This is a genomic window from Aeromonas ichthyocola (assembly GCF_046087985.1).
Taxonomy (GTDB): Bacteria; Pseudomonadota; Gammaproteobacteria; order Enterobacterales; family Aeromonadaceae; genus Aeromonas; species Aeromonas rivipollensis.
The window spans coordinates 190,265-203,381 of sequence record NZ_JBJSWH010000001.1 but is presented as its reverse complement, the minus strand read 5'-3'; the positions used below and the strand labels follow the sequence as shown (position 1 = coordinate 203,381).

The following is a 13,117-nucleotide window of genomic DNA, read 5'->3' as shown; positions in this document are numbered from 1 at the left end:
TCTAGAGTGACTGATATGAAAAAATATTTATTCTTAATGTTTATTATACTATCTTCGGCTTGCCATGCTGAAGATGTCGGTGCAGATTATCGGTGCTTTGTGAGCACAGATGGTAAAATCAAAATGCGAATGATGTGGGCCTCAACTGCAGGTTGGGTTGGGGGATATGTGCAATACGGAAAAAGTAAAGATAAAATAACTATAGTCCAAGTGAATTATGAAGAAGAGACGAATGACGAAGGTCGACCATATGCTGTTAATAGTGACTGGGTTGAAATAATTGATGGCAAGATAAATGGACGGTATCACTTTGGTTACCAAGGTGCTAACTTTGACAATGTGTTTTATATAAATGCTAAAGGAAAGAAATTTGATTTTTCTCAAGCGTTAGAAAATCATGAGGATTGTTTTTGATTACGAAACTTGTGGAATTTATACATCGAGGTGTCACCACCTCTTAGAGGTCATGGATTACAGTTGGGGGACAATCATTCCCCCAGCATAGCTTTGTTCTCAAGGGGCACGCATATAGGTTTAGTCGATACAATCGTATTATCATCCCACTCAATAGATCTTAAATAAAGTGTAACTATTTATGATTATCCTAGGGTATTTTTTTGCATCATCGATAGCAATGTTTGATGTAAAGCAATGCGAGAAACTTGATTTAACAGCACGATTTAAGTGTGTTGAAATGTTGTATAACAAGTCAGATGCAGAACTGAATAAAGTTTATAAAAATCTTTTTTCATACTTACAGAATGATTATGAGGGGATTGGTGAGCCTAGAACGAAATACTTAAAATTAGCTCAACGTGACTGGATTAAGTTTCGTGATTCTAGTTGTAACTTTGAAAATCCACAAGGTATGGGGTCTGGCGGAGAGGGTTTTGGTGTCGAATACCTAACCTGTCAGCTTGAAAAGACTGCCGACAGAATCGATTATTTAAATAAATTTAACCAGAATTAAAAATTGTCTAAGAAGAGATTTAATTTCACTAAAAGGCAGAGCTGAAAAAATTCGACTCTGTCTGCTATGATTATTTGGTTCGCTAATACAATAAAATCTGGGATATTCATCTTTTTGAGAGATACACACTGGCTGTACAGATTTAGTTATCACCTGACACCGGCTTAAGGCCGGTGTTTTTATATCCAAGATCATGAAACAGCGGCGGCATCACTATCTTTCTTGATTTTTCTTTTCGCGTCAGGGAGCAGATCTCGCTGTTGTCGTGTTTGTAGAGGGCTTGCGAAAGGAGGATTACTTGAGGCTCACACTAGGCAGGAGATTAAAAAGAGGGGTTATCGGGTGCAGATGTCCTGAGACTGACGCTCAGCAACCAGGTATTCCGATTAATTAATCGACTCTGTAGTGCCAGCTTCTTGCCTTTCTTGGGTATATCTCCTTAAAAAATTGTGATCTCTGTTGCGAGAATATCCGATATCAGCCACGAGAAAATGTTTCTGTGACAACGCTTTCATTTTCGAATATACGATGCTCGAAATAAGTGAAGTTTATAAGTATTTAATACACCCCCTCCCAAAAATAACCCCTAATGGGTATTTTGTAGTTGAGAATGGTTTTCGGTAACCTATCGCTGCATATGAATTTTTTGTTTTGTGGCGATGAGTTTTATCGGCGACTAATACCCTTCGACTTGATAAAGATCAACATACAGAGCGAGGGGGAGGCATAGCATTCCCGCCATTAAGCATTTGTCAAACAATGCTCACTGACGGGAATAAAAAGAATGGTCGAGGATACATTTTTATCGGCTCATGGAATTAATCGCCGTGACTTTATGAAATTGTGCGCCGGGATGGCCGCAACCCTGGGATTAAGCCAGAATGCCGTGGCCAAGATGGCCACGGCGCTCACCAGCCCCGAGCGGCCGCCGGTGATCTGGATTGGGGCGCAGGAGTGTACCGGTTGCACCGAGTCACTGCTGCGCGCGACCCACCCCACCATAGAAAACCTGATCCTCAACACCATCTCGCTGGAGTACCACGAGGTGCTCTCGGCGGCCTTTGGTCATCAGGCGGAAGAGAACAAGCACAACGCCATCAAGCGCTATAAAGGCAAGTATGTGCTGGTGGTGGATGGCTCCATTCCCCTCAAGGATGGCGGTGTCTACTGCATGGTGGCCGGTGAGCCCATCGTCGACCATATTCGCCGTGCGGCCGCCGATGCGGCTGCGGTCATCGCCATCGGCTCCTGCTCCGCCTGGGGCGGCGTGCCCGCCAGTGGTGGCAACCCGACCGGCGCCGTCAGTCTGGAGGAGGCCCTCGGCAATATCGGCACCCCCATCATCAATATCCCGGGTTGCCCGCCCAATCCCCACAACTTCCTCACCACAGTCACCTACTACATCACCTACGGCAAGCTGCCGGCGCTGGACAGCAAGAAGCGTCCGCTGTTTGCCTATGAGCGCCTGATCCATGAGAACTGCGAGCGTCGTCCGCACTTCGACGCAGGCCGCTTTGCCAAGGAGTTCGGTGACGAAGGCCACCGTCAGGGCTGGTGCCTCTACCATCTGGGCTGTAAAGGACCGGAGACCTATGGCAACTGCTCGACCCTGGAGTTCTGCGACGTGGGCGGCGGCATCTGGCCGGTCGGTATCGGCCACCCCTGTTATGGCTGCAACGAGCAAGGGGTCGGTTTTAGCAAGGGGATATTCCAGCTCGCCAAGGTGGAGAACCCGACCCCGCGGGTGGATAAACCCGATGTGAAGATCCAGGAGGGGGGCTATACCTCGCCCACCGCGACTGGCCTTATCGGTGGCGCCCTCGGGGTGCTGGTAGGGGTGAGTCTGATGACGGTGCGTGAACTCGGTCGCCAGCAGAAGCGCCACGAAGCCGGGCAGCACCCATCACGGGAGGAATGACCGTGAACAGACGCAACTTCCTCAAATTCGCCTCCGTCGGTGCATTGGCGGCGGGCACAGCCGTCCCCGGCACCGCACTGGCGGCAGCCAAGAACAAGCCGCCCATTCCCGGGTCGCTCGGCATGCTCTACGACTCCACCCTCTGCGTAGGCTGTCAGGCCTGTGTGGCGGAGTGCCAGCGTTTGAATGGCAACCCGGCCAATCCGGAGGGAGCACAGACCTGGTCCACCAACGACAAGCTGACCCCCTACACCAACAACATCATTCAGGTGTGGAAGAGCGGCAGCGGCGAGCACAAGGATCAGCTGGTGGATGGCTATGCCTACATCAAGAAGCAGTGCATGCACTGTGTCGATCCCAATTGCGTTTCCGTCTGTCCGGTGCAGGCTCTACGCAAGGATCCCAAGACCGGCATCGTTCACTACGACCCGGACGTCTGCACCGGCTGCCGCTACTGCATGGTGGGTTGCCCCTTCGATGTGCCCAAATATGACTACGACAATCCGCTTGGGGCCATCCACAAGTGCGAGCTCTGCAACCAGAAGGGGCTTGAACGGATTGATCAGGGCAAATTGCCCGGCTGTGTCGAGGTGTGCCCGACCGGCGCCGTGATCTTCGGTACCCGCGAGGATCTGATGGCCGAGGCCAAACGCCGCCTGCTGGCGAGCCCGGGCAGTGAATACGCCTATCCCCGCCAGACCCTCTCCGCCAACGACCCTTATCTGCATGAGGTGCCGAGCTACCAGCCTTACGTCTATGGCGAGAAGGAGGGGGGCGGCACCCAGGTGCTGGTGCTGGCCGGGGTGCCCTACACCAGGCTCGACATGCCGGACTTGCCGGAGCTCTCCTCCGGTGCCCGCTCGGAGCATATCCAGCACACCCTCTACAAGGGGATGGTGCTACCCATGGTGGTGCTGACCGGGCTCTCGGTGCTCATTCGCCGCAACAGCAAGAAGAATGGCCACGATCACCATGATGACGAGGGCCATGGGCCTGACAGTCACCAGGATCAGGGCTCGGCAAAGGGAGGCAAGGATCATGAGTAATCACAAGGCGCATCCGCTGGGCGGCAAGCTGGTCAGCTGGCCCGTGCTTGTGCTGGCCCCCTTCGCCGTGTTGTGCGGCATGCTTATTCTCAAGCGTCTCTTCTTCGGGCTGGGCTCGGTCACCGATCTCAACGGGGGTTATCCCTGGGGGCTCTGGATCTCGTTTGACCTGCTGATAGGCACCGGCTTTGCCTGTGGCGGCTGGGCACTGGCCTGGGCTGTCTATGTGTTTAACCGGGGTGAGTATCACCCTTTGGTGCGACCGGCCCTGTTGGCGAGCCTGTTCGGCTACTCGCTCGGTGGTCTCTCCATCACCATAGACGTCGGGCGTTACTGGAACCTGCCGTACTTCTACCTGCCCGGTCACTTCAACACCTCCTCGGTACTGTTCGAGACGGCGGTCTGCATGACCATCTATATCGGAGTCATGGCGCTGGAGTTCGCGCCCGTGCTGCTGGAGAAGTTCGGCTGGAAGGCGTCACTCATTCGCCTCAACAAGATCATGTTCTTCGTGTTGGCGCTGGGGGCCCTGCTGCCCACCATGCACCAATCCTCCATGGGCTCCTTGATGATAGTCGCGGGGGAGAAGATACATCCGCTCTGGCAAAGCTACGAGTTGCTGCCGGTCTTCTCCTTGCTCACCGCCTTCATCATGGGCTTCTCCATCGTAGTGTTCGAGGGCTCTTTGGTGCAGGCGGGGCTGGCGGGGCGTGGGCCCAACGAGAAGTCACTCTTCTACAAGCTGACCCAGGTGATCGACATCTTCCTGATCCTGTTTGTGGCGCTGCGCTTTGCCGAGATCGTCATCAACGACAAGTCGGAGTACCTCTCCGAGTGGAATCGCTACGCCTTGATGTTCTGGAGCGAGATCGCCCTGATGATATTCCCGCTGCTGGTGTTCCACTGGGACAAGAGCCGCCGCGACTCGCGCATGTTGTTCCTGGGGGCCCTCAGCATGCTGCTGGGCGCAGCCCTCTGGCGACTGGATTACTCCCTGCTCGCCTTCAACCCCGGCAATGGCTACCACTACTTCCCCTCTGCGGAGGAGGTACTGATCTCCCTGGGCTTCGTCGCCATCGAGGTGTGTGCCTATTTGCTGTTGATCCGGCTGCTGCCGGTACTGCCATCACTTGAACGTGTTCACCAAGATTATCAGGCCCGAGGGAAAGCCAACGTATGAGCCAACGTATCACCATAGACCCCATCACCCGCATTGAGGGGCACCTGCGTATCGACTGCGAAATCGAAGGCGGCAAAGTGACCAAAGCCTGGTCGTCCGGCACCATGTGGCGCGGGATGGAGGAGATCGTCAAGGGCAACGACCCGCGCGATGCCTGGATGATAGTGCAGCGCATCTGCGGGGTCTGCACCTCGATCCATGCCATCGCCTCGGTGCGGGCGGTGGAGAACGCCATCGGCGCCAAGGTACCGGTCAACGCTCAATTTATCCGCAACCTCATCATCGCGGCCCACAACATTCACGATCACATAGTCCACTTCTACCAGCTCTCGGCGCTGGACTGGGTGGACATCACGGCGGCCCTTGAAGCCAATCCGCAGAAGGCGGCGGACATCCTCAAGGGGGTCTCTACCTGGTCCCTCAACAGCGCCGAGGAGCTCGCCAAGGTGCAGGAGAAGATCCGCGCGCTGGTGGCGAGCGGCCAGCTCGGCATCTTTGCCAACGGCTACTGGGGTCATAAGGAGATGAAGCTGAGCCCGGAGGTGAACCTTATCGCCGTGGCCCACTATCTGCAGGCGCTGGAGTGCCAGCGCGATGCCAACCGCATCGTCGCCATCCTGGGGGGCAAGAGCCCGCACATTCAGAACCTGGCGGTGGGCGGCGTGGCCAACCCCATCAACCTGGATGCGCCGAGCGTGCTCAACCTCGAGCGGCTGCTCTATGTGAAGAGCTTTATCGACCGGCTCGGCGAGTTTATCGAGCAGGTCTACAAGGTGGATGCCGCCATCATAGCCGCGCACTATCCCGAGTGGCTGGCACTGGGGCAGGGGGCCAAGCACTACCTGAGCGTGCCCGAGCTCCCCACCGACGCCGACGGCGGCAGCTTCCTGATGCCGGGCGGCTATATCGAGAATGGCGATCTGGCGAATTACCGCCCCATAGAGAGCCATCAGGATGCCTGGCTGATGGATGGCATCGCCGAGAGCAACAAGCACGCCTGGTACAAGGATGACGAGCCGCTCAAGCCGTGGGAGGGCAAAACCGAGCCCAACTACACCGGCTGGCAGGATGACGGTAAGTACTCCTGGGTCAAATCCCCCACCTTCTACGGCAAGGTGGTGGAAGTGGGGCCGCTCGCAGACTTGCTGGTGAAGCTCGCCGCCAAGCACCCTGGCACTGTGACCCATTTCGATCAGCTGAACGGCATCTACAAGGCGCTGACCGGTTCGGCCATCAAGACTGAACAGCTGCACTCCACCCTGGGCCGCATCATTGGCCGCGCGGTGCGTTGCTGCGTGCTGAAAGACACCCTGGCGCACCAGTGGCAGGCGCTCATCGACAACATCGGCAAGGGGGACTTCACCGCCTACATCAAGGCCGAGATCCCGGCGGATAAAGAGTTTCGCGGGGTGGGCTTTGAAGAGGCGCCGCGGGGCATGCTCTCCCACTGGGTAGTCATCAAGGAGGGCAAGATCGCCAACTATCAGGCAGTGGTTCCATCGACCTGGAACTCGGGCCCGCGCAACTTCAACGACGAACCCGGCCCCTACGAGCAGGCGCTGGTGGGCACCCCGGTGGCGGATCCCGCCAAGCCGCTGGAGGTGGTGCGCACCATCCACTCGTTCGACCCCTGCATGTCCTGCGCGGTGCACGTGGTGGATACCCAAAATGGCGAAACGACTCAGGTGAAGGTGCTGTGATGAACACCCTGATCCTGGGAGTGGGCAACCTGCTCTTGAGCGATGAAGCCGTCGGCGTGCGTATCGTCGAGGCGCTGGGGCGCGAATACCGTTTCGCTCCCGGCATAGAGCTGCTGGACGGCGGCACCGCCGGCATGGAGCTGCTCGAAGCCATGGCCAGTCGTGACCACATCATACTGGCGGACGCAGTGCGAAGCGGTAACCCGCCGGGCACTGTGGTGACCCTGCAGGGCGAGGAGATCCCGACCCTGTTTGGCCGCAAGCTCTCCCCGCACCAGCTGGGATTGGCAGACGTGCTCTCGGCGCTGCATATGACGGGGGAATCCCCCAAGCGGCTCACCCTGATCGGCATAGAGCCTGAATCCCTCGAACCTCGCATCGGTCTCACCCCGCTAGTGGCGGCGGCCATGGGGGAGGCGACGGATAGGATCTTGACCCTGCTGGCCAGCGTCGGCGCCCCCGCCATTGCGCTTTCTGAACAGGAAAAGGCAAAACAGCAGCAGGAGGGCCTATGGCGCAGTCCCATTTAAGCGAGTTTGATGCCGTACAGGAGTTTTCGGGTTTTGCCACTAATCCCGCGCCCCTGCTGGTGGCCCAGTATGAGCGAATTGCCCGGGAACAGATGCAAGGGCTGCCCTTCTATCACGCCACCATGCCAATCGTGGTGGAGTGTGTGCTGTTTGAGGGGCAGTGGCTCGGCTGCGTACTCACCCCCTGGATGCTGAGCCTGGTGGTGCTGCCGGGGCCGGATCAACGTTGGCCGGTGCGCAGCAGCAGCGATCGGCTCGCCCTGCAGCTCCCCTGCGGCAATATGACCTTTATGGTGGGTGAGCTGCCCGAGACGGGGCAGCTGCTGGCCTGCTCTCTGATGTCGCCGCTCGATCCGCACCTCGGTGCCGAGCAGGGGCGCACTCTGGTGAGCAGCACCCTCAAGATGCTGCACTCCTTGCCGGTGCAGCAAGGCGGTGACGTGGATCTGGGTCGCAGACGGCTGTTTGGAGCCCGCCTCAGCCAGGGGCTAGGCGCTACCGAGTCCTAGTTTCAGGGAGCATCCGCCATATATCGGGGGCCCCTGTCGGCCCCCTCGTTCGATGTGTCGCCCGGCGCCCTGCGTCGGTTGGCTCAGATGGATAAGGAGTCTTATGACCATCCCCCGTCATGCCCGCAGCCAGGTTCGCCCTTATGGCGGCGCCCCTGTGGTCGCCACCCTGCTGCTGGCCCTGCTCTCGGGCATGTCTCATTCGGTGCAGGCCGCCCAACCTGTGCCCACCGAGCTCAAGCTTGCCATCGGCAGTGAGCCCACCGAAGGGTTCGACCCCCTGCTTGGCTGGAGTCACGGCAGCCATCTGCTGCTGCACAGCCCGCTGCTCAAGCAGATTGCTGGCGATAGTGCGGATCTCGGCTGGCAGGATCTGCTCACCGAATCTGTGACCCCGAACCAGGATGGCAAGGGGTGGCTTATCCGCCTCAAGCCCGGCCTGAAATTCTCCAACGGCGCGTCGCTCACCGCCGAAGATGTGGCTTTTACCTACAACAGCGCAGCCAAGGGCGGCGGCAAGATCGATATGGGCAATTTCGTGAAGGCTGTAGTGGTGTCGCCCACCGAGGTCGCCATCGTCTTGAGCGCCCCCCAGAGCACCTTCGTCAACGTGCTGGGCTCCTTGGGGATAGTGTCAAAGCGGGATTACGACGCCAAGGCGTATGCCCAAAAGCCTGTCGGTGCCGGCCCTTATCGGCTGGTGAGCTTCCTGCCCGGTCAGCAACTGGTGGTGGAAGCGAACCCCTATTACGCCGGTGGCAACAATGATTTCAAACGGCTGGTGTTTGTCTTTATCGATGAGGAGAGCGCCTATGCCGCCGCCCAGAGCAGCCAGCTCGATCTGGTGCGCATCCCCCCGTCGCTGGCGCCCACAGTGCCGGATTCGCTGCGGCTCTGGGTGCGGCCGAGCGTGGAGAACCGCGGCATCGTCTTCCCGATCCCGCCTGCGGGCGGCAAGGATGCCAAGGGTTATCCCATCGGCAACGACGTGACCGCGGATGTGGCGGTGCGCCGCGCCATCAACTACGCCATCGACCGCCAGCTGCTGGCCGATCAACTGCTGGAAGGGCACGCCATTCCCGCCTACAGCGCGGTGGAGGGGCTGCCCTGGCAGGGTAAATCGACAGCCTTCAAGGATGGGGATGCCGCCCATGCCAACGCCCTGCTCGACGAGGCGGGCTGGAAGATGGGCAGCGATGGCATTCGCCACAAGGGCTCCCTGCGAGCCGCCTTTACCCTCTGGTACACCAGCGGTGACAGCACCCGCCGGGATCTGGCGGAAGCGGTGCGCGCCATGCTCAAACCCATCGGGCTCGAAGTGAGCCTCAAATCAGGCAGCTGGGAGCAGGTGGAGCGCGAGATGCACGCCAATCCGGTGTTGATGGGGTGGGGGAGTCTGGACCCCATGGAGCTCTATCACCACTACCAGAGCGGTTCCGGCGGCGTGGAGTTCTACAACCCTGGCTACTACAGCAACCCTGTGGTGGATGGCCACCTCAAGCAGGCGCTGGATGCTCCTAACTGGCAGGCGGCCGTGCCGTTCTGGCAGCAGGTGGAGTGGGATGGCAAGAGCGGCGCCGGGGTGCAGGGGGATGCCGCCTGGGCCTGGCTGCTCAACGTGCAGCACACTTATCTCGCCAACCGCTGCATCGACCTTGGCAAGGGGGCGCCAGAGATCCACGGTAGCTGGTCTTTGCTCAACAACCTCTCTGACTGGCGGTGGACGTGCCGTTAAGTTCGCCCTTGAGTCATTCAGGTTATCTGTTGCTAAAAGCCCTGCTGCGTCTGGCAGGGCTGTTATGTCTGGTCTCTGTCGCCACCTTTGTGCTGCTGAGCTACTCCCCCATCGATCCCATCAAGGCCTATATCGGCAACGATCTGCTCCATGTGCCGCCCGAGCAGTACGCCCGCATCGCCGCTCGCTGGGGGCTGGATCAGCCGCTCTGGCTGCGCTATTGGCACTGGTTCGGTCAGGTACTCCGGGGGGATCTCGGCTACTCCATGCTCTATAACGCGCCTGTGGGTGAAGTCATAGGCCAGCGCTTTGCTGCCTCCTTCCTGCTGCTGGCGGGCGCTTGGCTGCTCTCCGGCTTTTTCGGCATCTTGCTGGGGCTCTGCGCTGGTCGCTATCTCAACCGCTGGCCCGATCGCCTGATTTGCCGTTTTGCCTACCTGCTCGCCTCCCTGCCCACCTTCTGGGTCGGCCTGTTGCTGCTCGCCCTGTTTGCGGTGCACTGGCCGTTACTGCCGGTCTGCTGCGCCTGGACGCCGGGCCTCTCTGCCGATGAGGCGGACTGGTTGATGCGATTGCGTCATCTGCTGCTGCCGGTGACCACGCTGGCGCTACTCGGGGTGGGCAACATTGCCCTGCATACCCGGGGGCGAGTGGCCGAGGTGCTGGAGAGCGACTTTATTCGCTACGCCCGCGCTCAGGGGGATGGCGGCTGGCCCATGCTGCGTTTTCATGTGCTGCGCCATGCTCTGACCCCGGCGATCTGCCTACAGTTTGCCTCCCTCGGTGAGCTGATTGGCGGGTCGCTGTTGGCGGAGAAAGTTTTCTCTTATCCGGGGCTCGGGCAGGCCACCGTGGATGCGGGGCTGCGAGGGGATATCCCCTTGCTGATGGGCATAGTGCTTTTTTGCACCCTGCTGGTTTTTATTGGCAACACGGTGGCTAGTTTGCTGCTGGCCCGTATCAATCGGGGTTGGGAGGGTGAGCATGCTGTTTAATCCGCTCCCCTCCATACTGCGGCTGGGTTTTGCCCTGCTCGGATTGGCGCTGCTGGCCGCCTACGGCTGGAGCCTATCTCATCAAGATGTGCCCATGGATCTGCTGGCTCGCCAGCAGCCCCCCTCGCTGGCGCACTGGTTCGGGACCGATCAGATGGGGCGGGATCTCTGGTTGCGCGCCTTTCAGGGTACCCTCACCAGTCTTGAGCTGGGGATCAGCACGGCCCTGTGCAGCGGCCTGCTGGCCATGGTGGCGGCCAGCGTGTCGCTCATTCATCCCAGATGCGATGTGGCGGTGCGCCTCGTGATCGACGCCATGCTGGCGCTGCCCCATATGCTGCTGCTGATCCTGATCTGCTTTACCCTGGGGGGCGGCATGCGCGGGGTGATCCTGGCGGTGGCGCTGACCCACTGGCCCAAGCTGGCGCTGATCCTTTGCGCAGAAGCGCGGCGGATCGCCTGCAGCGACTATGTGGTGCTGGCCCGTTGTCAGGGGATGGGGGCGCTGCGTCGCTGGCGCACCCACCTGCTGCCGGGGCTGTTGCCCCAGTGGTTTATCGGCACCCTGCTGATGTTTCCCCATGCGGTGCTGCACAGCGCCGCCTTGAGCTTTCTCGGCTTTGGTCTGGCGGCCCATGAGGCCTCCCTTGGCCTGCTGCTGGCCGATGCCTTGCGTTATCTGGCCGGTGGCGGCTGGTGGCTGGCCCTCTTCCCCGGCCTGATGCTGCTGACGTTGGTTTTACTGTTTGATCAGGCTACCCGGGCCCTGCATCAGCTCTGGTTTAGGGGTGAACCATGCTGATATTTGAAACCGCCATCTGGCGTCAGCACAGTCTGGCTGGCGCTGCTGTTCGATCAGGTTACTCGCGCGCCCTGAAACAGTTGCTGTGGCAAAGGAGTGAACCATGTTGAGTTTTGACCAGGTGACCATAGAGGCGGCCCACTACTCCTGGCTGGGACGGCGCAGCTGGCAGCCATTGCTGACCGATATCAGCCTGCAACTGGCACCGGGGGAGATAGTGGCGCTGGTGGGGGGAAGCGGCGAGGGCAAGAGCCTGCTGCTGCAAAGTGCCCTGACCCTGCTGCCGGACAACCTGCGGATGCGTGGCACCATCTCCCTTGATGGCGTGCCCCTGTGCGACGCCAGCCGTGCCCGTCTGCGCGGCCATACCCTCTGCTATGTGCCGCAGGGGGTGAGCGCCCTCAATCCACTACTGACGGTGGAGCGCCAGCTGGGCCGGGCGGCGCGTCTCTGTGGCCAGAACGGTTCCCGCGAGCGGCTCGGCGAACAACTGCAGCGCTACCAGTTGCCCGCTGCCACCCTGGAGCGCTATCCGCGCCAGCTCTCCGGCGGCATGGCCAAGCGCATTCTGGCCTGCACTGCGGCGCTCGGCGGTGCCCGCTACATTCTGGCGGATGAGATCACCGCCTGGCTCGACGAGGGGCTGGCCTGCCTGCTGCTCGGCCAATTGCGCGAATTGGCCAATCAGGGCAGTGGTATTCTCTGGGTCACTCACGATCTGGCGCTGGCGGCTCGGTTTGCCGATCGCATAGTCGCGCTGCATCAGGGGCAGGTGAGCGATACCCTGAGCTGTCACCATCTGCGCCAGGGGCAGGGGAGCGAGATGCTCCGTGCCCACTGGCAGGCGCTGCCGGAGTTCAACGCGCTTTTCTCGGTGCCGGAGGTTTCATAATGTTGGAAGTACGAAATCTCACCATCGCCCAGGGGGAACGCCCTCTCTGGCAGGGGCTATCACTGGCCGTCAAAGCGGGCGAACGGCTCGGCATCTTTGCCCCAAGCGGTTATGGCAAAACCACGCTGGGGCGGGTATTGGCGGGTTGGCAACCAGTTCGGGGAAGCGGGGAAATAGTGCTGGATGGGCAGCCTTTACCTAAGCCAGTGAAAGGCTACAACCCCATCCAGCTGGTGCCCCAGCACCCGGAACTGACCTTCAATCCCTATCGCACCACAGGGCAGGCGCTCTGGGACGTGTGGCGCCCGGACGAGGCCATGCTGGCCCGTTTTATGGTCAAGCCCGAGTGGCTTGGTCGTAAACCCGGTCAGCTCTCCGGTGGCGAGCTGGCCCGCATCGCGCTGCTGCGTGCCCTCGATCCCCGCACCCGGTTGCTTGTCGCCGACGAGGTGACCGCCCAGCTGGATCCGCAAATCCAGCGCCACATCTGGCGGGAGTTGATGGTTGAGTGCGAGCAGCGCGGGCTTGGCATGCTTGTCTTCAGTCACCAGCAGGCACTGCTGCGCCAGGTGTGCCACCGGCTGATCCGTGTCGGCGAGGGGCCATCCGAGCAGGCGGCTGCCGTGAGCAGCGCGGCCTGAGCGCTGGCGTACCCCCTCATCCCCAACCCTTCTCCCGCGAGGGGAGAAGGGAGCAGATGGTGCCCTCTCCCTGGGGAGAGGGCCAGGGTGAGGGGACGCGAGTATGAGTCGCTTGCCATTCGGTATAGAGAGAACACCTGATAAGGTTCGCAGATAAAGAGAGGGAGGCATCGCCTCCCTCTCTTGTTTTCTACCGTTA

General features: G+C 59.7%; 13 protein-coding genes. All 13 read left to right on the top strand.

Annotated elements, in window-relative coordinates; genetic code table 11:
- Window positions 1–15 precede the first annotated feature (15 nt).
- On the top strand, window positions 16–414 hold the full coding sequence (locus tag ACF2JD_RS00915; RefSeq protein ID WP_234567973.1) for a hypothetical protein: 399 nt from the start codon (window positions 16–18) through the stop codon (window positions 412–414).
- A gap of 220 nt (window positions 415–634) precedes the next feature.
- On the top strand, window positions 635–970 hold the full coding sequence (locus ACF2JD_RS00910) for a lysozyme inhibitor LprI family protein (RefSeq protein ID WP_234567975.1): 336 nt from the start codon (window positions 635–637) through the stop codon (window positions 968–970).
- A gap of 784 nt (window positions 971–1,754) precedes the next feature.
- Window positions 1,755–2,888, top strand: coding sequence for a hydrogenase 2 small subunit (hybO, locus tag ACF2JD_RS00905; protein ID WP_168234857.1), 1,134 nt, complete (start codon window positions 1,755–1,757; stop codon window positions 2,886–2,888).
- On the top strand, window positions 2,885–3,934 hold the full coding sequence (gene hybA, locus ACF2JD_RS00900; RefSeq protein ID WP_440986566.1) for a hydrogenase 2 operon protein HybA: 1,050 nt from the start codon (window positions 2,885–2,887) through the stop codon (window positions 3,932–3,934). Before hybO ends, hybA begins: the two co-directional genes overlap by 4 nt.
- Window positions 3,927–5,114, top strand: coding sequence for a Ni/Fe-hydrogenase cytochrome b subunit (gene hybB / locus ACF2JD_RS00895; RefSeq protein ID WP_139744840.1), 1,188 nt, complete (start codon window positions 3,927–3,929; stop codon window positions 5,112–5,114). Before hybA ends, hybB begins: the two co-directional genes overlap by 8 nt.
- Complete coding sequence (gene hybC, locus ACF2JD_RS00890) at window positions 5,111–6,814, top strand: hydrogenase 2 large subunit (RefSeq protein WP_440986565.1); 1,704 nt, start codon at window positions 5,111–5,113, stop codon at window positions 6,812–6,814. Before hybB ends, hybC begins: the two co-directional genes overlap by 4 nt.
- Complete coding sequence (locus ACF2JD_RS00885; RefSeq protein ID WP_440986564.1) at window positions 6,814–7,344, top strand: HyaD/HybD family hydrogenase maturation endopeptidase; 531 nt, start codon at window positions 6,814–6,816, stop codon at window positions 7,342–7,344. The genes hybC and ACF2JD_RS00885 overlap by 1 nt, the downstream gene beginning before the upstream one ends.
- A complete protein-coding gene (gene hybE / locus ACF2JD_RS00880; protein ID WP_408751718.1) occupies window positions 7,326–7,853 on the top strand; it encodes a hydrogenase-2 assembly chaperone in 528 nt (175 codons plus the stop codon). Before ACF2JD_RS00885 ends, hybE begins: the two co-directional genes overlap by 19 nt.
- A 103-nt stretch (window positions 7,854–7,956) precedes the next feature.
- Window positions 7,957–9,588 carry an ABC transporter substrate-binding protein gene (locus tag ACF2JD_RS00875; RefSeq protein WP_440986563.1) on the top strand — a complete coding sequence of 544 codons (1,632 nt, stop codon included), beginning with the start codon at window positions 7,957–7,959 and terminating at the stop codon, window positions 9,586–9,588.
- On the top strand, window positions 9,573–10,583 hold the full coding sequence (locus ACF2JD_RS00870) for an ABC transporter permease subunit (RefSeq protein WP_440986562.1): 1,011 nt from the start codon (window positions 9,573–9,575) through the stop codon (window positions 10,581–10,583). The genes ACF2JD_RS00875 and ACF2JD_RS00870 overlap by 16 nt, the downstream gene beginning before the upstream one ends.
- The gene (locus ACF2JD_RS00865; RefSeq protein ID WP_440986561.1) at window positions 10,573–11,385 is read left to right on the top strand and encodes an ABC transporter permease subunit; all 813 of its coding nucleotides are present in this window, start codon (window positions 10,573–10,575) and stop codon (window positions 11,383–11,385) included. Before ACF2JD_RS00870 ends, ACF2JD_RS00865 begins: the two co-directional genes overlap by 11 nt.
- Before the next feature lie 103 nt (window positions 11,386–11,488).
- Complete coding sequence (locus ACF2JD_RS00860; protein WP_440986560.1) at window positions 11,489–12,277, top strand: ATP-binding cassette domain-containing protein; 789 nt, start codon at window positions 11,489–11,491, stop codon at window positions 12,275–12,277.
- Complete coding sequence (locus ACF2JD_RS00855; RefSeq protein ID WP_440986559.1) at window positions 12,277–12,918, top strand: ATP-binding cassette domain-containing protein; 642 nt, start codon at window positions 12,277–12,279, stop codon at window positions 12,916–12,918. Before ACF2JD_RS00860 ends, ACF2JD_RS00855 begins: the two co-directional genes overlap by 1 nt.
- The last annotated feature ends 199 nt before the right edge of the window (window positions 12,919–13,117 follow it).